Source organism: Bacteroides galacturonicus, assembly GCF_003096855.1.
Classification (GTDB): Bacteria; Bacillota; Clostridia; order Lachnospirales; family Lachnospiraceae; genus Lachnospira; species Lachnospira rogosae.
Genome location: NZ_QEOA01000005.1, coordinates 233,322 through 257,420, shown reverse-complemented (window position 1 = coordinate 257,420; position 24,099 = coordinate 233,322). Strand labels below are relative to the sequence as shown.

19 protein-coding genes and 1 CRISPR repeat array are annotated in these 24,099 nt (G+C 34.5%); of the genes, 18 read left to right on the top strand and 1 reads right to left on the bottom strand.

Going from position 1 to position 24,099, the window contains the following annotated elements:
- The first annotated feature begins 119 nt into the window (after positions 1-119).
- The 5 genes from cas12a to C7390_RS07930 all read left to right on the top strand — a co-directional run bounded on the left by cas12a (position 120) and on the right by C7390_RS07930 (position 7,544).
- Positions 120-4,037 (top strand): type V CRISPR-associated protein Cas12a/Cpf1, encoded by a 3,918-nt coding sequence (gene cas12a / locus C7390_RS07950; protein WP_116443914.1) that lies wholly within the window; start codon positions 120-122, stop codon positions 4,035-4,037.
- Positions 4,038-4,619, top strand: a complete 582-nt coding sequence (gene cas4, locus C7390_RS07945) for a type V CRISPR-associated protein Cas4 (RefSeq protein WP_022501476.1) — start codon at positions 4,038-4,040, stop codon at positions 4,617-4,619. It begins immediately after the preceding gene.
- A complete protein-coding gene (gene cas1, locus C7390_RS07940; protein ID WP_022501475.1) occupies positions 4,606-5,565 on the top strand; it encodes a type V CRISPR-associated endonuclease Cas1 in 960 nt (319 codons plus the stop codon). The genes cas4 and cas1 overlap by 14 nt, the downstream gene beginning before the upstream one ends.
- A 16-nt stretch (positions 5,566-5,581) precedes the next feature.
- Positions 5,582-5,857 (top strand): CRISPR-associated endonuclease Cas2, encoded by a 276-nt coding sequence (gene cas2, locus C7390_RS07935; protein ID WP_022501474.1) that lies wholly within the window; start codon positions 5,582-5,584, stop codon positions 5,855-5,857.
- Positions 5,858-5,990: 133 nt separating this feature from the next.
- A CRISPR array of direct repeats spans positions 5,991-6,652; the repeat unit is 36 nt; unit sequence GTTTAAGTAACCTAAATAATTTCTACTATTGTAGAT.
- 178 nt (positions 6,653-6,830) lie between these two features.
- Positions 6,831-7,544, top strand: a complete 714-nt coding sequence (locus C7390_RS07930; protein WP_116443913.1) for a DUF6062 family protein — start codon at positions 6,831-6,833, stop codon at positions 7,542-7,544.
- 252 nt (positions 7,545-7,796) lie between these two features.
- Here C7390_RS07930 and C7390_RS07925 read toward each other — a convergent pair whose 3' ends face one another.
- Positions 7,797-8,894, bottom strand: a complete 1,098-nt coding sequence (locus tag C7390_RS07925; protein ID WP_055306758.1) for a transglutaminase domain-containing protein — start codon at positions 8,892-8,894, stop codon at positions 7,797-7,799.
- A gap of 196 nt (positions 8,895-9,090) precedes the next feature.
- Here C7390_RS07925 and C7390_RS07920 point away from each other — a divergent pair, with 196 nt between their 5' ends.
- The 13 genes from C7390_RS07920 to kduD all read left to right on the top strand — a co-directional run bounded on the left by C7390_RS07920 (position 9,091) and on the right by kduD (position 23,735).
- Positions 9,091-9,969, top strand: coding sequence for a DNA-3-methyladenine glycosylase family protein (locus tag C7390_RS07920; protein WP_055176353.1), 879 nt, complete (start codon positions 9,091-9,093; stop codon positions 9,967-9,969).
- A gap of 175 nt (positions 9,970-10,144) precedes the next feature.
- Entirely contained in the window at positions 10,145-10,432 is a 288-nt protein-coding gene (locus tag C7390_RS07915; RefSeq protein WP_022207095.1) for a co-chaperone GroES, read from the top strand.
- 95 nt (positions 10,433-10,527) lie between these two features.
- Complete coding sequence (gene groL / locus C7390_RS07910) at positions 10,528-12,153, top strand: chaperonin GroEL (protein WP_022501568.1); 1,626 nt, start codon at positions 10,528-10,530, stop codon at positions 12,151-12,153.
- A 208-nt stretch (positions 12,154-12,361) separates the two neighbouring features.
- On the top strand, positions 12,362-13,714 hold the full coding sequence (locus tag C7390_RS07905) for an MATE family efflux transporter (RefSeq protein ID WP_055306757.1): 1,353 nt from the start codon (positions 12,362-12,364) through the stop codon (positions 13,712-13,714).
- Between the two features lie 107 nt (positions 13,715-13,821).
- On the top strand, positions 13,822-15,648 hold the full coding sequence (locus C7390_RS07900) for a toll/interleukin-1 receptor domain-containing protein (RefSeq protein ID WP_055306756.1): 1,827 nt from the start codon (positions 13,822-13,824) through the stop codon (positions 15,646-15,648).
- Positions 15,649-15,678: 30 nt separating this feature from the next.
- A complete protein-coding gene (locus tag C7390_RS07895) occupies positions 15,679-16,191 on the top strand; it encodes a hypothetical protein (RefSeq protein WP_055176345.1) in 513 nt (170 codons plus the stop codon).
- A gap of 178 nt (positions 16,192-16,369) precedes the next feature.
- Positions 16,370-17,830 (top strand): IMP dehydrogenase, encoded by a 1,461-nt coding sequence (gene guaB / locus C7390_RS07890; RefSeq protein WP_022501564.1) that lies wholly within the window; start codon positions 16,370-16,372, stop codon positions 17,828-17,830.
- Between the two features lie 344 nt (positions 17,831-18,174).
- Positions 18,175-18,759 carry a chemotaxis protein CheX gene (locus C7390_RS07885; RefSeq protein ID WP_116443912.1) on the top strand — a complete coding sequence of 195 codons (585 nt, stop codon included), beginning with the start codon at positions 18,175-18,177 and terminating at the stop codon, positions 18,757-18,759.
- A gap of 179 nt (positions 18,760-18,938) precedes the next feature.
- The gene (locus C7390_RS07880; RefSeq protein WP_022501562.1) at positions 18,939-19,301 is read left to right on the top strand and encodes a response regulator; all 363 of its coding nucleotides are present in this window, start codon (positions 18,939-18,941) and stop codon (positions 19,299-19,301) included.
- Entirely contained in the window at positions 19,302-20,039 is a 738-nt protein-coding gene (truA, locus tag C7390_RS07875; RefSeq protein ID WP_055176342.1) for a tRNA pseudouridine(38-40) synthase TruA, read from the top strand.
- Between the two features lie 102 nt (positions 20,040-20,141).
- Positions 20,142-21,908 carry an arginine--tRNA ligase gene (gene argS / locus C7390_RS07870; protein WP_116443911.1) on the top strand — a complete coding sequence of 589 codons (1,767 nt, stop codon included), beginning with the start codon at positions 20,142-20,144 and terminating at the stop codon, positions 21,906-21,908.
- A 16-nt stretch (positions 21,909-21,924) separates the two neighbouring features.
- Positions 21,925-22,944 carry a glycosyltransferase gene (locus tag C7390_RS07865; protein WP_055306755.1) on the top strand — a complete coding sequence of 340 codons (1,020 nt, stop codon included), beginning with the start codon at positions 21,925-21,927 and terminating at the stop codon, positions 22,942-22,944.
- A gap of 29 nt (positions 22,945-22,973) precedes the next feature.
- The gene (kduD, locus tag C7390_RS07860; protein ID WP_090140282.1) at positions 22,974-23,735 is read left to right on the top strand and encodes a 2-dehydro-3-deoxy-D-gluconate 5-dehydrogenase KduD; all 762 of its coding nucleotides are present in this window, start codon (positions 22,974-22,976) and stop codon (positions 23,733-23,735) included.
- The last annotated feature ends 364 nt before the right edge of the window (positions 23,736-24,099 follow it).

The window sequence follows — 24,099 nt, the reverse complement described above, 5'->3', positions numbered from 1 at the left end:
AATACGAAAGGTGTTATTGTAAAAATATAAATGGCACTATTGTAATAATCAGAAATAATATATTTTTAAGCAATTATATATTCATTAATATTTATTAAGAAATCAGAGGAGGTACATCAATGAACAAAGCGGCAGACAATTATACAGGTGGTAATTACGATGAATTTATAGCGTTATCCAAAGTACAGAAGACTTTAAGAAATGAACTAAAGCCAACTCCATTTACAGCAGAACATATCAAGCAGAGGGGAATTATCTCAGAGGATGAATATAGAGCACAACAGAGTCTGGAGTTAAAGAAGATAGCTGATGAATATTATAGGAATTATATTACACACAAGTTAAATGGCATCAATAATCTGGATTTTTATAATTTATTTGATGCAATAGAAGAAAAATATAAGAAGAATGATAAAGACAACAGAGATAAGCTGGATTTGGTGGAAAAATCAAAGCGAGGAGAGATAGCTAAACTGTTATCAGCAGATGATAATTTTAAATCAATGTTTGAAGCCAAATTGATAACAAAGCTTCTTCCTGATTATGTGGAACAGAATTATATCGATGAAGATAAGGAGAAAGCACTTGAAACAATTGCGCTTTTTAAAGGCTTTACTACATATTTTACCGATTATTTTAATATAAGAAAAAATATGTTTAAAGAAAATGGAGGAGCATCATCTATATGCTATAGGATTGTTAATGTTAATGCTTCGATATTTTACGATAATTTGAAGACATTTATGTGTATAAAGGAAAAAGCCGAAACCGAAATTGCGCTAATTGAAGAAGAATTAACAGAGTTGCTTGATAGCTGGAGATTAGAGCATATTTTTTCTGAGGATTATTATAATGAGCTGCTTGCGCAGAAGGGCATAGATTATTACAATCAGATATGTGGGGATGTCAACAAACATATGAATTTGTACTGCCAGCAGAATAAGCTTAAAGCTAATGTATTTAAGATGACGAAGCTTCAAAAACAGATAATGGGTATATCAGAAAAGGCATTTGAAATTCCTCCAATGTATCAGAATGATGAAGAAGTGTATGCTTCATTTAATGAATTTATTAGCAGGCTCGAAGAAGTTAAGCTGACAGACAGGCTTAGAAATATTTTGCAGAACATTAATATATATAATACAGCAAAGATTTATATTAATGCCAGATATTATACAAATGTGTCAACTTATGTATATGGCGGTTGGGGCGTGATAGAGTCAGCTATAGAACGATATTTATGTAATACAATAGCAGGAAAAGGTCAAAGCAAAGTTAAGAAAATAGAAAATGCTAAGAAAGATAATAAATTTATGAGCGTTAAAGAACTGGATAGTATCGTGGCAGAGTATGAGCCAGATTATTTTAATGCTCCATATATTGATGATGACGATAATGCAGTTAAGGCTTTCGGTGGACAGGGTGTGCTTGGCTATTTTAATAAAATGTCGGAGCTGTTAGCAGATGTCAGCCTGTATACAATAGATTATAATTCTGATGACAGTCTTATAGAGAATAAGGAAAGTGCGCTTAGAATAAAAAAACAGCTGGATGATATAATGTCGTTATATCACTGGTTACAGACATTTATTATAGATGAAGTCGTAGAAAAAGATAACGCATTTTATGCTGAGCTGGAAGATATATGCTGTGAATTGGAAAATGTGGTAACACTGTATGACAGAATTCGCAATTATGTTACTAAGAAGCCTTACAGCACACAGAAGTTCAAGCTTAATTTTGCTTCACCAACACTTGCTGCTGGCTGGTCAAGGAGTAAGGAATTTGATAATAATGCAATAATATTGCTTAGGAACAACAAATATTATATAGCGATATTTAATGTGAATAATAAGCCTGATAAACAGATAATAAAAGGTAGTGAAGAGCAGCGATTATCGACAGATTATAAAAAAATGGTATATAATCTCCTGCCTGGTCCTAATAAGATGCTTCCTAAGGTATTTATTAAATCTGATACAGGAAAAAGAGATTATAACCCATCATCATATATATTAGAAGGATATGAGAAGAACAGGCATATCAAATCAAGTGGTAATTTTGATATTAATTACTGCCATGATTTAATAGATTATTATAAAGCGTGTATAAATAAACATCCTGAATGGAAGAATTATGGATTCAAATTCGAGGAAACTACTCAATATAATGATATAGGCCAGTTCTATAAAGATGTTGAGAAGCAAGGATACTCAATTTCGTGGGTATATATAAGTGAAGCAGATATTAACAGGCTTGATGAGGAAGGGAAAATATATCTATTTGAGATATATAATAAAGATTTATCATCGCATAGTACAGGAAAAGACAATCTTCATACAATGTATCTAAAGAACATATTTAGTGAGGATAACCTTAAGAATATCTGCATTGAATTAAATGGTAATGCTGAGCTTTTCTATCGTAAATCGAGTATGAAAAGAAATATAACTCATAAGAAAGATACAGTTCTTGTTAATAAGACGTATATTAATGAAGCTGGAGTAAGGGTATCTTTAACTGATGAGGATTATATAAAAGTTTATAATTATTATAATAATGATTATGTTATTGATGTAGAAAAAGATAAAAAACTTGTTGAAATACTTGAAAGAATCGGACATCGTAAGAACCCAATAGATATTATTAAAGATAAGAGATATACAGAAGATAAATATTTCCTTCATCTTCCAATAACAATTAATTATGGAGTAGATGACGAAAATATTAATGCTAAGATGATTGAATACATAGCTAAGCATAATAATATGAATGTTATTGGAATAGATCGTGGCGAGAGAAATCTTATATACATTTCTGTCATTAATAATAAAGGAAATATTATAGAACAGAAATCATTTAATCTTGTCAATAGTTATGACTATAAGAATAAACTTAAAAATATGGAAAAGACAAGAGATAATGCAAGAAAGAACTGGCAGGAAATAGGTAAGATTAAAGATGTTAAAAGTGGTTATCTGTCAGGCGTTATATCTAAGATAGCAAGAATGGTAATTGATTATAATGCAATAATTGTAATGGAAGATTTAAACAAAGGCTTTAAGAGAGGAAGATTTAAGGTTGAACGTCAGGTGTATCAGAAATTTGAGAATATGCTGATTAGTAAACTTAATTATCTTGTATTTAAAGAGAGAAAAGCTGATGAGAACGGAGGAATATTAAGGGGATATCAGCTTACATATATTCCTAAAAGCATAAAAAATGTTGGAAAGCAGTGCGGCTGTATATTCTATGTGCCAGCGGCTTATACATCAAAGATAGATCCATCCACAGGATTTATTAATATATTTGATTTTAAGAAATATTCAGGCAGTGGCATTAATGCTAAAGTTAAGGATAAAAAAGAATTTCTTATGAGTATGAATTCAATCAGATATATTAATGAAGGTTCAGAAGAATATGAAAAAATCGGACATAGAGAACTGTTTGCGTTTTCTTTTGATTATAATAACTTTAAAACATATAACGTAAGCAGTCCGGTAAATGAATGGACAGCCTACACATATGGGGAAAGAATTAAGAAGTTATATAAAGATGGCAGATGGTTACGTTCAGAAGTATTAAATCTTACAGAGAATTTAATTAAGCTTATGGAACAATACAATATTGAATATAAAGACGGACACGATATAAGGGAAGATATATCGCATATGGATGAAACACGAAATGCTGATTTTATATGCAGTCTGTTTGAAGAATTAAAGTATACAGTTCAGCTAAGAAATAGCAAGAGTGAAGCAGAAGATGAGAATTATGACAGACTTGTATCGCCAATTTTAAATTCGTCTAATGGATTTTACGACTCATCTGATTATATGGAAAATGAGAATAATACCACACATACAATGCCTAAAGACGCAGATGCCAATGGCGCATATTGCATAGCATTAAAAGGTTTGTATGAGATTAACAAGATTAAACAGAACTGGAGTGATGATAAGAAGTTAAAAGAAAGCGAATTGTATATAGGTGTTACTGAATGGCTTGATTATATTCAGAATAGAAGGTTTGAGTAGATGGAAGATTTGATATTAATTTCGAATCTCAATGATTTTATATTTTGTCCGGTTTCCATATATTTTCATAAATTATATGGAAATCAGGACAATTTGACATATCAATCACAGTATCAGATTAATGGTACGAAGGCACACGAGAAAGTAGATAATAAAAAATATTCTACGAGAAAAAGCGTAAAAATGGCATTAGATGTGTATTCAGATGAATATAAGATTGTTGGGAAAATAGATTTGTATGATGAAATTAGTAAGACACTTATAGAACGGAAAAAGTTTGTTAAGAAAATATATGACGGATATATTTTTCAATTATATGCCCAATATTATGCAATGACAGAGATGGGGTATGAGATTAATCATTTAGAAGTAAGAAGTCTTGATGATAATAAAAAATATAAAATTGCACTTCCAGATGATGATGTGGCAATGAAAAATAAATTTAAACAATTAATTAACCAGATGAGGTTATTTGATATGGATAAATTTGAGCAGACTAATAAAGAAAAATGCAGTAAATGCATATATGAACAGGCGTGTGATAAGTCATTAATAAAAGAGGGGATTTATGTTAAGTGCTAATGATTTTAAAAAGAAACAAGTCATTTTTTTAATGACAAACATAGGGGATAAATTATCATTTTCTAACGATAATGTTATAGTAAAAGATAAAGAAGGAAAGATTAAGTTTCAATCAACCTGTTATAGATTGTTTATGTTGTGTGTTGTTGGAAATATATCTATAACGAGTGGCTTGATACAAAGAAGTAAAAAATTTGGATTTTCTATATGTTTAATGAGTACAACGTTTAAAGTATATGATGTTATAGGTGCAAGAATGGAAGGTAACACACTTCTAAGGAAACACCAATATCAATATGATAGTAACGATATAGGCAGGCTTATTGAACAAAACAAAATTAAAAATCAAGCACAGGTATTAAAAAATATAAGAAAAAAGACAGAATACCAAAAAGAAGCAATTGAATTGTTAAATACGATGGTGGTAGAACTTGATAATTCCAAGGAGTATTTGGAAATTATGGGTATTGAAGGAAATGCTGCGAGAGTTTATTTCCCAAGAATATTTGATAATGTACAGTGGAATGGAAGAAAGCCAAGAATTAAAAGCGATTATGTAAATGTTGTGTTAGATATAGGTTATACAATGCTGTTTAATATCGTTGATGCAATGTTGCAGGTGTATGGATTTGATACATATTATGGAGTATTTCATAAGTGTTTCTATATGAGGAAGTCATTAGTGTGCGACATAATGGAGCCGATAAGACCAATTATAGACTATGAAGTGCGAAAAGCTATTAATCTGGGACAGTGTAAAATTGATGATTTTGAAAAGTATAACGAACGCTGGTGTTTAAAATATAAGAATAATCCGCAATATATACAATTTTTAATGCAGGCAATTATGGAATACAAAGATGAAATATTTATGTATATACAGAACTATTATAGATATTTTATGAAAATGAAAAGTGTATCAGAATTTCCACAGTTTAATATATAATCAGATTGGAGGTATTATGGTAATTGTAAGTTATGATATATCAAATGATAAATTAAGGACTAAATTTGCTAAATATCTGTCAAGATTTGGTCATAGACTTCAATATTCTGTATTTGAGATTGACAACAGCGAGAGAATTGTCGATAATATAGTTAATGACTTGAAGAATAAATATGAGAAGTCATTTTCACAAGAAGACAGTGTGATTATATTTAAACTTTCATCAAGCTGTGAAGTGTTAAGGTTCGGGTATGCGAAGAATGATGAAAAAGACTTTATTATAATAAGTTGAAGTATTATTACAAACCTAGGTCTTAATATTAAAAAATAATAAGTTACTTAACAAGATATGTAAATATTGCATAAAAAATAATAAAAATTAGGTTGCTTATAAAAGAATAATTGGTTAATATGACGATAAAAGAGTTTAAGTAACCTAAATAATTTCTACTATTGTAGATTCTATTGGAACAATATCCATTGAAATGTTTAAGTAACCTAAATAATTTCTACTATTGTAGATTTAATAATCCTTTAATAGGTCGTAATTGTTTAAGTAACCTAAATAATTTCTACTATTGTAGATTGTAATATTATATCCCTTAATATAAAAGTTTAAGTAACCTAAATAATTTCTACTATTGTAGATTTTCTCCGTCTAAACCTCTAGTGATTGTTTAAGTAACCTAAATAATTTCTACTATTGTAGATTTGGTATAAGTCAGATAACGTAATTTGTTTAAGTAACCTAAATAATTTCTACTATTGTAGATTTTTGTTATTTTCTCCAAACTCTTTTATGTTTAAGTAACCTAAATAATTTCTACTATTGTAGATACAGGCATTAACAGAACTTGACTTATAGTTTAAGTAACCTAAATAATTTCTACTATTGTAGATACTATGATACGTGACGAAATCCTTCACGTTTAAGTAACCTAAATAATTTCTACTATTGTAGATCCATTTAATTCTATAGATGTAAAACGGTTTAAGTAACCTAAATAATTTCTACTATTGTAGATTCACAATATTCAGACTTGCAAGAAGAGTTTAAGTAACCTAAATAATTTCTACTATTGTAGATGATAAGTGATTTGATATTGTCTGGCATAGTTTAAGTAACCTAAATAATTCCGCATACCCTTAAACACATAAAGACTTTAAATAATCACACCAAAGTATTATCTCCCCAACAATATTGAATATTCTCCCCATTCTTGCTAAAATACCACTACAAGATTAATAGAAAAGGATATCCAATTATGAAAGAAAAGATATATACAGTTCCAGTTAATGATGCGTTTGCGTTTGATAGTGAATGTCCGATTTGTTCAATGTTTGAAAAGCTGGAGAATGATGCGGTTGAGTATGCAATGGGTCCAAGCTATATGGAAGATGACATAAGAGAAAAGACTGATAAAATTGGATTTTGCAGCCGCCACATTAAGAAGATATATGAGCAGAATAACAGACTTGGTTATGCGCTTGTTATGAAGACACATATGGATTATGTCATTAAGCAGATAGAAAGCTATAGTGATGATAAGGGCGTAGGAAAGACATTACTTAAAAAGGGCAAAGAGGCACAGGTGTGCAGTTATATTGATGAGCTTGAAGGAAAATGCTTTGTGTGCGATAAGGTAGAAGATACCATTGAAAGATACATAGATACAGTGTTTTATATGTATAAACACGACAAAGATTTTGTAGAGAAACTTAAAAACTGCAAAGGCTTTTGTACCAGCCACTATGGACTTTTGATGAAAAGGGCGAGCGGCAAGCTTTCGGGAGCACAGTATACAGAATTCACAGAGCTTATCACTAAGCTTTATATAGATAATATGAAGAGAGTAAGAGATGATGTAGCCTGGTTTATTAATAAATTTGACCACAAATATGCCAATGAGCCCTGGAAAAATGCTAAAGACTCACTTGTAAGAGCAACATTAAAAGATACTGGAGTTAATATCCAATAACATAATAATGTGTTATTTTCGGAAGAAGATAAGTTCATTATGGTATAATGAGCACAAAAGTGCTCATCTTAAAAGTTCCTTATGGAACTTTATATGTGCAGAAAAGCTGCACAAGATTTATGGTATGATATATACATTATATTAAGAAATTAATTGATATTAATAAAAGCTGATTACCCTCATTAATAAAAATGGAGATAATCAGCTTTTTGTTGATATATAAATGTAATAATTATTACATTTATATATCAATTAATATGTAAATGTAACAGAATATAACGTGTAATTAACACGATCAATATTCTTATAAGAATAGGATAACTGCTGTCCGGTTCTTGATATTGCCTCTTTAAGATCTGCATTATAAGTTGTAGTGAATTCAATATGTGCAGTTTTATTTTTAACTGTTGAATATATGAGTTTATTTAGCTGGTTGACATTGCTTATTAAAGGTAGTTTTTTGTATCTGCAGTAGGAATATTTTGCACCACATTTTTCATAAGCGGAGTAACGGCTTCTGTCCCAAGTATGGTCGAGTGCCATATCGTCAGCACTGATATTAAAATATGAGTGGTCGATATAATCAGATGATGAGCCAACAGGGTCATCCCACGTTACATCAACGTGATACCAGTGATTATCAAGGTTGACAACATTCCATATGTGCTGCTGTCCGCCAGCCTCTCCTGAAATTGTCGCATTTTCTATTCCAAGCATATCTAACAATGTCTTAAAACATTCAGTATAGCCGCTACATACGGCAATTCCGTTGATTAATGCACTGTAGGCGTTGTAGGAAGAGTCGCCGGTATCAACATAATTGATGTTATCAACGAGATAATCGTGTATGGCAATCTCTTTTTCTATATCAGATTGATTTGGCGAAATAATCTCTTCAAGTATTTTGGTATATTTGTCATAAAGCACAAGCTGGCGTTCATTAAGATTATATGTTGACTCACTTCTGTAAGCTTTAATAATAGCAGAATTGTCCCAACATTCATAAGTTATCCGCACATTGAAACCATTTTTAATGCGCCTGTATTCACATCTTAACTGTTCTATGCCGTTAATTAATGAAAGCCATTTGTTGGCATCAATTAACTCCTCATCAGTAATGAATAATTCGCAGACATTATTATCACTATCCATACTTGCAATTATAGCCTGAACAATCTCCTCAGTTGTATCTGCGGACTGGGAAAATGCAGTCTTAGGTATTGTTATAGCTGAATTGGAAGACATATTAAACGATATTGGAATTGTACAGCCCGTCAATGCGACAGATAAAAGCACAAGTGTGAGTATAACGCAGACACGCTTATGGATAGGCTTATATAAATTTTTCATATATGTTAATAAATCTTTCTATAATAATTTAGGTTTATTACTTTGTTAAATTAAATGTAATTTGGTATTATTACATCATATATTATAATTATATTACATTATAAAATAATACACAACTGCTAGATATATGGATATTTATGGCAGTCTGATGATAAATATACCGTGCATTTTATTTTGTACAGGGAGGAGAATTAATATGAGCGATTATATTATTAACAAACCTGATGATTTTGAATTGAATGAAACACTTGAATGTGGACAGTGCTTCCATTTTAATAAGCTTGATGAAAATGATTATGTCCTTACAGCATTTGGACATATGTTACATATAATACAGACTGAAAAAGAAATTGTATTTTATGATACTGACGAGAAGCTGTATATGGATTTGTGGAGAAATTATTTCGACATAGACAGGAATTATGGTCTTATAAAGGAAAGGCTTTTAAAGAAAGATGATAAGCTTAAGGAAGCAATTGAGGCAATGTCAGGTGTCAGAATTCTTAATCAGGAATTTTTTGAGACACTTATTTCATTTATTATATCGCAGAACAAACAGATACCACATATAAAGAAGATTGTTGCAGATATTTCTGCAAAGTATGGCGATTATGCGGGTGAGGTGAAAGGTGTACCTATGTATACATTTCCTGATGTAAGGAAGTTAGCCAAAGCAGAAGTAGAGGATTTGAAGGAATTAAAGACAGGCTTTAGAGCACCTTACATATATGATGCCGTAAAATGTGTCGGCGAGGGAAAAATTAGCTATGATGAGCTTATTGCACTGGATAGTGAGCAGGGCATTGAGAAAATGTGTCAGATAAAAGGGGTTGGCAACAAGGTCGCAAGCTGTGTAAGCCTTTTTGCATTGGGTAAAAGGGACAGCTTTCCTATTGATGTGTGGATAAAAAGAATAATGGAATATCTGTATTTTGACGGAAATGATACTTCCAAAGATGTTATAGCTGCATTTGCTAAGGAAAGATTTGGCGAGCTTGGCGGATATGCACAGCAGTATCTTTTCTATTATGGAAAGACTGTCAAGATGGGTGTCGCTAATAAGAATAAAAAATAAAAAAAGTATAATCAAAATGTTAAATCATTAATATATTTAGAAATAGCTGTTGACAAATTATTAGCCGGGTGCTATCTTAATTTTATTGAAATTAGCACTCGGTTGAAATGAGTGCTAACAAGCAAAAAACAAATTGCTGCCATATACATTTCAGACAGCGGAATGGAGGATATATATGAAATTAGTACCATTAGGAGACAGAGTTGTAATTAAAGCATTAGTTGCAGAAGAAACTACAAAGTCAGGTATCGTATTACCAGGACAGGCAAAGGAGAAACCATCTCAGGCAGAGGTAGTTGCAGTTGGACCTGGCGGGGTTGTTGATGGCAAGGAAGTTACAATGCAGGTTAAGCCTGGTGATAAGGTAATATATTCTAAGTATGCTGGAACAGAAGTTAAGCTTGATGATGAAGAATACATCGTTGTAAAGCAGAATGATATTCTTGCGGTAATCGAGGACTAATCAGATACAGCCAGTTTACTGGCGTATAGATGAAAAGTGATAGTTAGTTGATATCAGATATATTTTTATTACAGATAATAATGGAGGTAATAGCAATGGCAAAGGAAATTAAATACGGAATTGAAGCAAGAAAAGCTCTTGAAGAGGGTGTTAATAAATTAGCTAATACTGTAAGGGTTACAATCGGACCAAAGGGACGTAACGTAGTTCTTGATAAATCATATGGTGCACCACTTATCACTAACGATGGTGTTACAATCGCTAAGGATATCGAACTTGAAGATGCATTTGAGAATATGGGTGCCCAGCTTGTAAAGGAAGTTGCTACTAAGACTAATGATGTAGCAGGTGATGGTACAACAACAGCTACAGTTCTTGCACAGGCTATGGTTAATGCAGGTATGAAGAACTTAGCAGCAGGTGCTAACCCAATCATCTTAAGAAAAGGTATGAAGAAGGCTACTGATTGTGCAGTTGAAGCTATTGCACATATGAGCGAGAAGGTTACAGGAAAAGACCAGATTGCAAAGGTTGCATCTATCTCAGCTGGTGATGAAGAAGTAGGTCAGATGGTAGCTGATGCTATGGAAAAGGTTTCTAATGATGGTGTTATCACAATCGAAGAATCTAAGACAATGAAGACAGAACTTGATCTTGTAGAAGGTATGCAGTTCGATAGAGGATATATTTCAGCATATATGGCAACGGATATGGATAAGATGGAAGCTAACCTTGATAACCCATATATCCTTATCACAGATAAGAAGATTTCTAATATTCAGGAAATCTTACCAGTTCTTGAACAGATAGTCCAGAGCGGTGCTAAGCTTCTTATCATTGCAGAAGATGTTGAAGGTGAAGCTCTTACGACACTTATCGTTAATAAGTTAAGAGGTACATTCAATGTTGTAGCTGTCAAAGCACCTGGATATGGTGACAGACGTAAGGAAATGCTTAAGGATATCGCTATTCTTACAGGTGGTCAGGTTATTTCAGAAGAACTTGGCCTTGAACTTAAGGATACAACAATGGATATGCTTGGTAGAGCTAAGTCAGTTAAGGTTCAGAAAGAAAATACAGTTATCGTTGACGGCGAAGGTGCTAAGGAAGATATCGAAGCAAGAGTTGCACAGATTCGTGCACAGCTTGAAGAAACAACATCTGACTTTGATAAGGAAAAGTTACAGGAAAGACTTGCTAAGCTTGCAGGCGGCGTAGCTGTTATCAGAGTTGGTGCTGCAACAGAAACAGAGATGAAGGAAGCTAAGCTTCGTATGGAAGATGCCCTTAATGCAACAAGAGCTGCTGTAGAAGAAGGCGTTATCTCAGGTGGTGGTTCTGCTTATATCCACGCTTCTAAGAAGGTTGCTGAACTTGCTGCTACACTCAGTGGTGATGAGAAGACAGGTGCAGAGATTATTCTTAAGGCACTTGAAGCTCCTTTATACCACATTGCTCACAATGCAGGTCTTGAAGGTGCAGTTATCATCAACAAAGTAAGAGAGTCAGAAGTAGGAACAGGTTACGATGCTCTTAATGATGAATATGTTAATATGATTGACGCTGGTATTCTTGACCCAGCTAAGGTTACAAGAAGCGCATTACAGAATGCAACAAGTGTAGCTTCAACACTCCTTACAACAGAGTCAGTTGTAGCTGATATCAAAGAAGATACACCAGCAATGCCAGCAGGAGCTGCCGGTATGGGCGGAATGATGTAATAAGTAATAATTTGCTATACATCAGTAAGTTGATAAAACAAATTTAAGACTTACATTATATTAAAAAAGTCCCTTTGTTTATGTTTTATATTCATAAACAAGGGGACTTTTTGTTGTGTAATGTATAAGCAATATGTTATGCTATCAAGGTTATTAAGTGGATTACAGCAGATTGAGCTGATTCATATATTTCAGGAGAGCTTGGTTTATGTTTTTTAATAGAAGAAAGAATGATGATTTGTCAGAAAAGCTGGTTAAACTGGTTGTTCCGATAGCTATACAGCAGTTTATGTTGGCACTTGTGAGTGCCACAGATGCGGTTATGCTGGGCTTTGTAGACCAGACCTCGTTGTCTGCAGCTTCACTTGCCGGACAGATACAGTTTGTGCTTAATCTGTTTATAGCAGGGATAACAGCAGGCTCAGGAATAATGATTTCACAGTACTGGGGAAAGAAGGACATAAAAGCTATTGAAAAGGTCATGCCGGTGGCTTTATATGCTAATCTGTTGTCAGGTGGCATATTCACTATTCTTGCGTTTCTCATACCTGAGGGACTTATAAGGATATTCACTAACGAACCGGAGCTTATTGCAAGCGGTACACTATATATCAGGGCGGTAGCCTTATCCTATGTGCTGTGTGCAGTATCACAGGTATATCTGATTCTTCTTAAGAATACAGGAAGGGCAGCTCAAAGCTCTGTTATCAGCTCATCAGCAGTTGCAGTTAATATAGTCTGCAATGCTGTCCTTATATTTGGACTACTTGGTATGCCACGTCTTGGCATACGTGGAGCGGCTTATGCAACTGTAATATCAAGAGTGATAGAGCTTGTATGGGCATATATTGCAGTTAACAAAGACAGGATTGCCACTCTGGAGTGGAAAGGAATTATTCATACAGATAAAGCACTTACAAGAGATTTCTGGTATTACACAATGCCTGTGCTATGTGCCTCCTTAGTGTGGGGCATTGCATTTGTATTATACTCAGTTATACTTGGACATATGGGAAGTGATGCTGTTGCAGCGAATTCCATAGCCAGTATAGTAAAGAGTATGGTACAGTGCGTTATAAGGGGCGTTAGTGCCGGGGCAGGAATTATTATAGGTAATCTACTAGGAGCAGGTAAGCTTTATAAAGCCAGGGAATATGGTGGAAGAATTACAAGACTGTCAATAGCGATTGGGATAATAACAGGTCTGCTTCTTATAGTTATAGCTCCGGTTGTATCGCGTGCAGCCCCTATGTCAGATACAGCGAAGGGGTATCTTGGCTTTATGCTGATAGTCCTCGGCATTAATCTGATGGGGCAGTCGGTGAATACAACTGTTCTGGATGGAATATTCTGCGCTGGTGGTGATGCAAAGTTTGATATGAAGGGAAATATTGGTGCAATGTGGTGCTTTGCAGTTCCACTTGGCTTTGTTGCAGCATTTGTATTCAATGCACCAGTCTGGCTTGTATATATCATAATAAGCCTTGATGAGCTTGTAAAGCTCCCGGCAGTATATATACATTATAAGAAGTATATCTGGGTAAGAAATATTACAAGATAAAACATTAGTGAAAAATACCAGGGATAGTTGTTTCTATTTAAAAAAGTCAGGGGGTATGTTATAATACTTCCATATTGGATTTTAATTGTCACGCAGGAGGAATGGTGATGGCTGATATTGATGAGCTTAAAAAGAAACTTGAAGATGGATGGATAAAGGGTGAACCTTATGTATTTGTAAGTTATGCAAGTAAGGATAAAGAGAAGGTTTATGAATTTGTATATGAACTTAGAAAACGTGGAATTAATGTATATATAGATATAGAGCTTCAGGAGAATATTTCTAAGAACTGGTTACAGAATATTAAGGAGCGTTTATATGATGTTGATTGTGTTGCTATGATTTCATTTCTTAGTCTTAACTATTTCCGTAGTTATGCCTGCCTTATAGAACAGCTTGTAACACGTTCAGAGGATTTAAAGATGGAAAAAGGCAGGTATCTTGAGAATTTTTATATTGCATTGGATGATAATATGTCTACAATACAAAAAATGGAAGATGCAGTGTATGATAATACAGTTGCAAAAGAAAGTCAGAGTATGGCAATAAAGATGGTTCCAGAGGAAGTAAATGTCCTTAAAGATGTCATGGAAGATAATATTGCAGTAAAGAGCAAGTTAAAGAAAGATGTCAGGTCAACTATAGATAGTCTGAATACAGCACATAGAGTTGCGATAAGTATGCTTAGTTATATTTTTAAAGAATCAAGCTATAGTATTCAGAAATATGGAACAGCTGGTGATTGTGCACAGTTAATGTATAACAATTTTACTAATGACAAGAATGACAAAATTAATATTGATGTATTAGAAGAACTCAAAAAAAAGTACAACAATGCCTCATCATCTGCCACAACTACATCATCTACAGCAAGTCAGAGCAGTGCTTCTGCACCAGCCGTTAAGAATAATACTACAGAAGTTGACATTGAGAATAATAGAACTTCTGATAATATTCAGAGTACAGAGTATAGCAATGTGGCAAATAATAATGATACAAATAGCGATGAAATAAACAGCAATGATATTATTGGCGATGAAAACAACACAGCAATAGACAGCGTTGCTACAGATGACCTTGCCACATCAACAGACAACATCAACACAACTGATAACAGCAGGACAAGACAGGCTACAAGTACAGGTGATATCAGATTTACGCTTTATGGCAAGGAGTATGAGCTTAATCAGTCAGATATGATGCTTACATTTTTTGCACACGTTCTTAATAAACATCAGGATATTGTGGACGAACTTCCTTCGTATAATGGGATGAACTGCGTATCTGATGTTGATTACAGTCTTCCAGAGAATCGTAAGGCAGATATGCCTACATATTTCAGAAGTTGTGAATTCTTTGAATTCGCTAATGGAAGCCATATATGCGTTGGAACATCATATTCAGTAGTAGACAAGTTAAAGAAAATGGCACTTCTGCTTAATATATGTGGTGAAAGCCCAGAGATATTCAGCTCAGAACAGGTTGAACTTCCAGCGGTAAAGGTCAGAGGTGGTTCTTCTGCTGGCGGCAAGGGAAGTGGAGCACTTGTGAAATTCAGCGTATATGGTAATGAATACGCGCAGAACCAGACAGATATGCTTGGAACAATATGCAGTTCTGTTATAGCTAAGCACCCAGACAAGTTAGAGGAAGCAGCAGATGCTTTATTATGTATTGATGTTAAAGATTATACAGATGTTGCTAAAGAAGACAGACCAGTATATTTCTCATTAATGAACAGATATGAAGTAAATGGTACAGCTTATAGTGTTGGTGGAAGCTTCGGAATGAAAGAAAAGCTTAAAATGATTGCTAAATTACTTATAATGTGCGACGAAAGCAAGGATATAATTGATATAGAAGACTATGAGATACCAGATGTAAAGGTTAAGGCGGCTGCAGGCACTAAGAAGAAAATTAATTACTTTGATTAATTGGAAGTATTACAAGATAGGAGTAGTTTTATGTTTGATGTAGCAGTAGAACAGATAGTAAAGGTAAAACCGCCTAAGACAGCAGTTGTTTATAAGGCATTGCTTATAATAGGTTGTATTGTGGCGGCTACAACCATACCACAGACAAGAACATTTGGAATAATTGTGCTTGCATTATTTGCGGTGATGACATTTTTGGTATTCCAGTATTATAATGCAGAGCTTGAGTATTCGATAGTGGATGATACGCTTACGATTGATAGGATTATGGCAAAATCAGCAAGAAAAAGATGTGGTGTGTATACACTTTCAAGAGCAAAGCTTGTGGCAAGAGCTGATTCGCAGGATGCACTCCGTATGAACCATATGGACGTTAAGACTTATGATTATTCAGTTGGTGCAAGCAACCACGATTCGGTTGTCATATATGCTTATAATGAACATAACGAACTGGTCAGGGTATTTGTATATCCTGATGAACGTATTCTTCACAGCATACAAAATGTTGTTGAAAAAGATGTGTTTAAAGTTATTGACTTTTAAAAAATGCTCTGATACAATTCTAATATTATAAACAAAAGGAATATGATAGAACGTTTATCAGATTTCTCCACACAGAAATGTCCGAATTAAGTATTCGGATTTTTTTGTACCAAGAATTGCGTTATTATGCGCATATAACTTAATTATTTTATTCACAGGAAAGCGAGGACAAAGGAAAATGGGTACAATTATTGGTGAGGGCATTACATTTGACGATGTGTTATTAGTTCCACAGTATTCAGAAGTAACACCTAATATGATCGATTTAACAACTAATCTTACAAAGAATATTAAGCTTAATATTCCTTTGATGAGTGCAGGTATGGACACAGTTACTGAACATAGAATGGCAATCGCTATGGCAAGACAGGGTGGTATAGGTATTATCCACAAGAATATGTCAGTTGAGCAGCAGGCAGAGGAAGTTGATAAGGTAAAAAGATCAGAGAATGGAGTAATTACAGATCCATTTTTCTTACATCCAGATAATACATTACAGGAAGCTAACGAACTTATGGGTAAGTTCAGAATTTCTGGTGTTCCTATCACAGATGATGATAGAAAGCTTGTTGGTATTATTACTAACAGAGATCTTAAATTTGAAGAAGATTTCTCAAGACCAATTAAGGAATGTATGACAAGCGAGAATCTTGTAACAGCTCCAGTTGGAATTACTCTTGAAGAAGCTAAGAAGATCCTTGGCAAGGCAAGAAAAGAAAAGCTTCCAATCGTTGATGATGAATTCAAGTTAAGAGGGCTTATTACAATAAAGGATATTGAGAAGTCTATTAAGTATCCTGCATCTGCACATGATTCACAGGGAAGACTTCTTGCAGGTGCTGCAGTTGGTATTACAGCCAATGTTATGGATAGAGTTCAGGCTCTTGTTGATGCAAGTGTTGACTGTATTGTAATTGATTCAGCACATGGTCACTCTAAGAATATTATTACAACATTAAAGAATATCAAGTCAGCATTCCCTGATTTACAGGTAATCGCTGGTAACATTGCTACAGGTGCAGCTGCTAAGGCACTTTGCGAAGCTGGTGTAGATGCAGTTAAGGTTGGTATAGGACCTGGTTCTATCTGTACAACAAGAGTTGTTGCTGGTATTGGTGTACCTCAGGTAACAGCAGTTATGGATGCTTATGCAGAAGCTAAGAAGTTCGGTATTCCAGTTATCGCTGATGGTGGTATCAAGTTCTCAGGTGATATTGTTAAGGCTATTGCTGCCGGTGGTAGTGTATGTATGCTCGGAAGTCTTCTTGCAGGCTGTGATGAAGCTCCTGGTTCATTTGAGTTATTCCAGGGCAGAAAGTATAAGGTTTATAGAGGTATGGGTTCTATTGCAGCTATGGAGAATGGAAGCAAGGACAGATACTTCCAGACAGGTGCTAAGAAGCTTGTTCCAGAAGGTGTTGAAGGACGTGTTGCATATAAGGGACTTGTTGAAGATACAATATTCCAGCTTATGGGAGGTCTTCGTTCAGGTATGGGTTATTGTGGAGCACCTACAATTCCATTGCTTCAGGAGACAGGTAAGTTTATTAAGATGTCATCTGCTGCATTAAGAGAGAGTCATCCACACGATATTCATATCACTAAGGAAGCCCCTAACTACTCAGTAGAGAACGCTTAATATAAAGCTGTTATTATAAACAGATTAGAATAATAGATATTTAATCAACCCCGGCATTAATTAATTTTAATGCCGGGGTTGTTTGTGCGTCAATTTTAGTGTATTATCTTTGGGATATTAAATGTGAAATATGCACAAGTTGTATATGATAAATGTGGCAAATTGAATAAACTGTCTAAACAATTAAACTGATAAGCATTTATAAGTGAAAATAAAATCCGATAATAAGTGTTTATAAGTGAAAATTGATGTTGCTAATATATGTTTTCTTGATGTATAATAATCTTACAGTAAAATTGTATGAATAATGTATTTATAGAAGGTTATGCACAAGGAGAAGAGGTATGCAGGATAAGATGATTAACAAGTATATTGCTAAGAATCATTCTGGATCTGTATTTACTGACAATGAATTGCAGGTTATCAAGGATGGTAATATAGATGATATGGTTACAACATTTCTTGATATGAATACAGAATATTATAATAAGCAGATGCAGAGTGTTTTGAAGGTATTTACACAGTTTATGAGCACTGAGATTGAACTTGAGAGAATAATATATCAGAAGGAATTTGATGGTAAATTTGTCGGCTGTCAGATTATGGATGGAGATATAGATGTATTCTTAGGGATAGCGGGTGAAGATGCTGACCTTCTTTGTGTTGCATCTACATTTTCCAAGGAAGATATGAATAAGTTTGATGCAGATGCTTATGATGCAATATGCGAACTTATTAATATTATTAATGGTGCATATGCGACTAAGCTCAGTTATGAAGAGATAGAGGTGTCTTTACACCCACCGGTATTTTATCAGGATACACAGATTAAAGCTGATAATGGAATGTATGTAGTTACATTTAATATGAAAGGACATAGATTTAATCTGCTTATGGTTGCGGATGATAAAGTTAAGCTTAATGTATAAAAATATATGTACATAATTAAGGCGTATTACAGAAGCTGAAGTTATTAATAATCATCAGTCAATTATTTGTTAGTTGATGAATTGTTATAGATATATTGCATTTGCAGTTGATTACAGATACTAAATGCTTCTGCACAAGCCGGGTGGTTAATTATAGACATATGGAACGGAGGAATATTATGGCGAAGATTTTGATAGTAGATGATTCTAAGACTTCAAGAAAGTTCTTAAGAAATATGCTTGAACAGGCTGGACACGAGATTGTTGCAGAGGCTGTTAACGGAGCAGAAGGCGTTGAAAAGTTCAGAATATACAGACCGGATATAACAACTATGGACATTACAATGCCGGTTCTTGGCGGAATAGATGCAGTTAAGGATATTATAGAGATAGACCCTGATGCCAAGATTATTATGGTAACAGCGGCAGGACAGAAGGCTAATATGATAGAGGCTCTTAAGAAAGGAGCGGCTGATTTTATACAGAAGCCTTTTGATATGGACGTGATTGTTAATACAATTGAAAAGGTTATGGAAGAATAGATGTACAATTATAGATTACAACTTCAATATGATGGTGGGAGATATGACGGCTGGGTCAGAATGGGCAAGGACTCCAATTCTAACACTATAGAATGTAAGATTAAAGAGATAATTCAGAAGATGACAGGTGAAGATATTGATATATATGTTGGATGCAGGACAGAAAAAGGTGTTCATGCACTTAATCAGACAGCTAATTTCAAGCTTAATGATAAGTACCAGCCTGTAGAGGTTAAGAATTACCTTAACAGATATCTTCCAAGGGATATAGCTGTTAATCGCGTGGAATTAGTAGATGAAAGATTTCATAGCCAGCTTAATGCGAGGGAGAAGACATATGTATACAAGATAGATATGGCTAATGTAGCGAATGTATTTACAAGAAAGTATGCTTATCATACATTTGATATTCCGGATATTAAGGCTATGAAGCAGGCAGCTTTTTATATGATTGGAAAGCATGATTTTAAAGCATTTACTACTGCGAAGAAGAGCAAGTCTACAGTAAGGGATATCAAAGATGTAGAGATAACTACAGATGGAGACAGTTGTGAGATAAGAATAACAGCAGATGATTTCCTTCATAATATGGCAAGATATATGATTGGTATGCTTCTTGATGTAGGAAGCGGACTTAAGAAGGTGGAAGATGTAGAGAATATTATGGCTGGCAAGGATGTTGTTATGTCACTTCCAGCTGAGAGCTATGGACTTTTCCTTGAAAGTGTTTTATACTAAATAGATGATTTTATTAAAGAATCTCGGATTTCGGGATTCTTTTCTTGTTACTTTATAATAATACATTTTATGAAGCAGAATTTAACAGGAATGGAGAATATAATGAAGACCATAATTGAACTTATGACAGATGAATTTAAGAAAGCATTTGCAGAATGTGGATATTCAGAAGAATACGCAAGAATTACTATATCTAACAGACCTGACTTATGCGAATTCCAGTGCAATGGCGCGATGGCAGCAGCTAAGACTTATAAAAAAGCTCCATTTGTAATTGCGGATGAGATAGTTGCAAAGCTTACATCTAATGGTATGTTTGACACAATTGAAAGTGTTAAGCCAGGATTTATCAATATAAAGGTAAGTGCTGGATATCTTTCAGATTATCTTAATAAGATGTCAGAAGATGATAAGTACGGATATGAGAACAGCGAGGAAGCTAAGACTGTAATAGTGGATTATGGTGGAGCTAATGCAGCTAAGCCATTACATGTAGGACATTTAAGATCTGCTGTAATTGGTGAGAGTGTTAAGAGAATTAACAGATATGCAGGCAACAAGACAATAGGTGATGTACACCTTGGAGACTGGGGACTTCAGATGGGCCTTATCATAGAGGAGTTAAGGGACAGAAAGCCTGAACTTCCATATTTTGATGAGGCGTATACAGGAGAGTATCCAAGTGAACCCCCATTTACGATATCAGAGCTTGAACAGATATATCCGGCGGCAAGTGCTAAGTCTAAGGAAGATGAAGAATTCGCTAAGAGAGCACACGAATCCACACTTAAGCTTCAGAGCGGGGACAGAGCATGCACAGCAATATGGAAGCATATTATGAATGTTTCCAAGAAGGATTTAAAGAAGAATTATGATAATCTTAATGTATCATTTGACTTATGGAAGGGTGAAAGTGATGCACAGCCATATATTAAAGATATGGTTGATAAGATGGTTGAAGATGGAATTGCCTATGAAAGCCAGGGAGCTACAGTAGTAGATATTGCAGAGCCAACAGATACTAAGGAACTTCCTCCTTGCATAGTAAGAAAGTCAGACGGTGCGGCACTTTATGCTACATCAGATCTTGCAACTATTGTTGAGAGAGAGAAGTTATATAAGCCGGATACATACATTTATCTCGCTGATAAAAGACAGGAGCTTCATTTTACTCAGGTATTCAGAACAGCTAAGAAGGCTGGAATTGTAAGACCAGATGCAGATATGAGATTTGTTGGTTTTGGTACTATGAATGGAAAGGATGGCAAGCCATTTAAGACACGTTCAGGTGGTGTTATGCGTCTTGAACATCTTATATCTGATATTAATGAAGTTATTCTTAATAAGATTAAAGAGAACCGTTCAATGACGGATGAAGAAGCTGATAATATATCTAAGATTGTGGGTCTTGCTGCACTTAAGTATGGTGATTTATCTAATCAGGCATCTAAAGATTATGTATTTGATGTAGATAGATTTGCTTCATTTGAAGGTAATACAGGTCCTTATATTTTGTATACAATAGTAAGAATAAAGTCTATTCTTGCAAAGTATAAGGAAACAGGCGTAAGTGTTGGTGATCTTACAATACTGCCTTCAAAAGAACAGTCAGAGAAGGCTTTATCACTTGCACTTATTAAGTTCTCAGATGTTATAGATGGAGCATACAAGGATAATGCACCTCACAAGATATGCCAGTATATATATGAGGTTTCTAACTCATTTAACGGATTTTATCATAACACAAAGATTCTTGCAGAAGAGGATAGGAAACAGCAGGAAAGCTATATTGCATTAATCACACTTACTAAAGAGATACTTGAAACTTGTATTGATTTATTAGGTATACAGTGTCCTGACAGAATGTAGAGATTGGAGATATTATATGAAGTTATTATCATTTGCAATTCCATGTTATAATTCAGCAGCATATATGGAAAAATGTATCAAATCATGCCTTGCAGGTGGTGACGATGTAGAGATAATAATTGTTGATGATGGTTCAACAAAAGATGATACATTAAAGATTGCCAAGGAATATGAAGCAAAATATCCTAACATAGTCAAGGCTGTACATCAGGAGAATGGTGGACATGGGCAGGCTGTTAATACAGGTCTTGCCAATGCCACAGGGATGTTCTTTAAGGTTGTAGACAGCGATGACTGGGTTGATGTTAAAAGCTATAAGAAGATATTAACTAAGCTTAAGAACTTTGTTGAGGAAGATGACCTCCCAGATATGCTTATTGCGAATTATGTATATGAAAAGGTTGGTGCTAAGAGAAAGAAAGTCATTCACTATGAGAATGCACTTCCAGTTGACAGAATGTTTGGATGGGATGAGATGGGACATTTCAAGGTAGACCAGTATATTCTTATGCACTCAGTAATATACAGAACACAGCTTATAAAGGAATTCGGTCTGAAGCTTCCTGAGCATACATTTTATGTAGATAATATATTTGTATTTGAGCCATTGCCGGTTGTTCAGAAAATGTACTATATGAATGTTAATTTCTACAGATATTTTATTGGAAGGGAAGACCAGTCAGTTAATGAAACAGTTATGATTTCAAGAATTGACCAGCAGTTAAGAGTTACAAGACGTCTTATAGATTCATATCTTGGCAATAAGCCTGTCAATGAAAGATGCAGAAAGTATATGGTGACATATCTTAGAATTATGATGGAAGTATCATCAATATTTCTGATTATATCAGGCACAGATGAGAACCTTGTTAAGAAAAAGGAACTTTGGAAATATGTTAAGGATTCAGATTCCAAGCTCTATAAAGAGTTAAGATACAGCATACTTGGCAATACAGTTAATCTTCCGGGCAAAGTCGGCAGAGGAATATCTAAGACTGGTTATAAAGTAATGAATAAACTTATTGGATTTAATTAAAATGGCGTGTGCAGAAATGAGGGAATACTATGATATTAGATTTGTTTAAACTTGACGGAAAAGTAGCAGTTGTCACAGGTGCTAACACAGGTCTAGGACAGGGAATGGCAGTAGCTTTAGCTCAGGCAGGAGCTAAGGTTCTTGGCGTTGCAAGACGTTCCTGCGAAGATACTAAGAATAAGATAGAAGCAGATGGCGGCGTGTTCGCAGAGGTTATAGCTGACCTTTCAGATATGGCTTCAATAGATGTAGTTATGAAAGCAGCGATTGATACATATGGCAGAGTGGATATTCTTGTTAATAATGCGGGAATTATTAAAAGACAGGATGCAATTGAATTCACAGAGGAGAATTGGGATTCGGTAATTCAGGTTAATCAGAAAATGGTATTCTTCTTAAGTCAGGCATTTGCCAAGCAGCTTATGAAGCAGGGAGAAGGCGGAAAGATAATTAATGTATGCTCTATGCTTTCATATCAGGGTGGAATAAGAGTTCCATCATACACAGCAAGCAAGAGTGCAATTATAGGCTTAACAAGAGCGTTAGCCAATGAATGGGCAAAGTATAACATTAATGTAAATGGAATTGCACCAGGATATATGGCAACTAATAACACAGCACAGTTAAGAGATGATGCCGACAGAAGCGAAGCTATTCTTGACAGAATTCCAGCAGGCAGATGGGGCACACCACAAGATATGGAAGGTGCAGTAATATACCTTGCATCTAAAGCCTCAGACTACGTCAACGGCTTTACCCTGGCAGTAGACGGCGGCTGGTTGGCAAGATAAAACAAGAGGTTAGACTTATAGGAAAAAGTGTTGATAGAAAGCACAACTTATAAAAACAGGCAGACTTTAACGAAGTTTAGATGTTAAAGCCTGCCTGTTTTCTCATAATTAAACATATTTAATCTGTGTCTACATTTATAAATTTTGTGTAAGCACATCTTCTTTTATATTATAACATAAACAATACGATAACTATTCAGTGTTCGCACAATTTTCCTGATTACATTTTATATTCTGCAATTCAGCCATACCCCAGTTGTGCAGCTTTACTATATTGCAAGCTGGGTGCTTTTGCAGCCGTCGGCATTTAGCGGCTGTATTTTAGCCGCTTACGTGTCCGCTACGGCTACAAGCAGCGAGAGCG

Coding starts and splice junctions, on each gene's coding strand:
- groL (WP_022501568.1), top strand. CDS start 10,528: ATGGCAAAGGAAATTAAATACGGAATTGAAGCAAGAAAAGCTCTTGAA.
- C7390_RS07925 (WP_055306758.1), bottom strand. CDS start 8,894: ATGAAAAATTTATATAAGCCTATCCATAAGCGTGTCTGCGTTATACTC.
- C7390_RS07920 (WP_055176353.1), top strand. CDS start 9,091: ATGAGCGATTATATTATTAACAAACCTGATGATTTTGAATTGAATGAA.
- C7390_RS07895 (WP_055176345.1), top strand. CDS start 15,679: ATGTTTGATGTAGCAGTAGAACAGATAGTAAAGGTAAAACCGCCTAAG.
- cas1 (WP_022501475.1), top strand. CDS start 4,606: ATGTTAAGTGCTAATGATTTTAAAAAGAAACAAGTCATTTTTTTAATG.
- argS (WP_116443911.1), top strand. CDS start 20,142: ATGAAGACCATAATTGAACTTATGACAGATGAATTTAAGAAAGCATTT.
- cas2 (WP_022501474.1), top strand. CDS start 5,582: ATGGTAATTGTAAGTTATGATATATCAAATGATAAATTAAGGACTAAA.
- cas12a (WP_116443914.1), top strand. CDS start 120: ATGAACAAAGCGGCAGACAATTATACAGGTGGTAATTACGATGAATTT.
- cas4 (WP_022501476.1), top strand. CDS start 4,038: ATGGAAGATTTGATATTAATTTCGAATCTCAATGATTTTATATTTTGT.
- truA (WP_055176342.1), top strand. CDS start 19,302: ATGTACAATTATAGATTACAACTTCAATATGATGGTGGGAGATATGAC.
- C7390_RS07900 (WP_055306756.1), top strand. CDS start 13,822: ATGGCTGATATTGATGAGCTTAAAAAGAAACTTGAAGATGGATGGATA.
- C7390_RS07885 (WP_116443912.1), top strand. CDS start 18,175: ATGCAGGATAAGATGATTAACAAGTATATTGCTAAGAATCATTCTGGA.
- kduD (WP_090140282.1), top strand. CDS start 22,974: ATGATATTAGATTTGTTTAAACTTGACGGAAAAGTAGCAGTTGTCACA.
- C7390_RS07915 (WP_022207095.1), top strand. CDS start 10,145: ATGAAATTAGTACCATTAGGAGACAGAGTTGTAATTAAAGCATTAGTT.
- C7390_RS07905 (WP_055306757.1), top strand. CDS start 12,362: ATGTTTTTTAATAGAAGAAAGAATGATGATTTGTCAGAAAAGCTGGTT.
- C7390_RS07930 (WP_116443913.1), top strand. CDS start 6,831: ATGAAAGAAAAGATATATACAGTTCCAGTTAATGATGCGTTTGCGTTT.
- C7390_RS07865 (WP_055306755.1), top strand. CDS start 21,925: ATGAAGTTATTATCATTTGCAATTCCATGTTATAATTCAGCAGCATAT.
- C7390_RS07880 (WP_022501562.1), top strand. CDS start 18,939: ATGGCGAAGATTTTGATAGTAGATGATTCTAAGACTTCAAGAAAGTTC.
- guaB (WP_022501564.1), top strand. CDS start 16,370: ATGGGTACAATTATTGGTGAGGGCATTACATTTGACGATGTGTTATTA.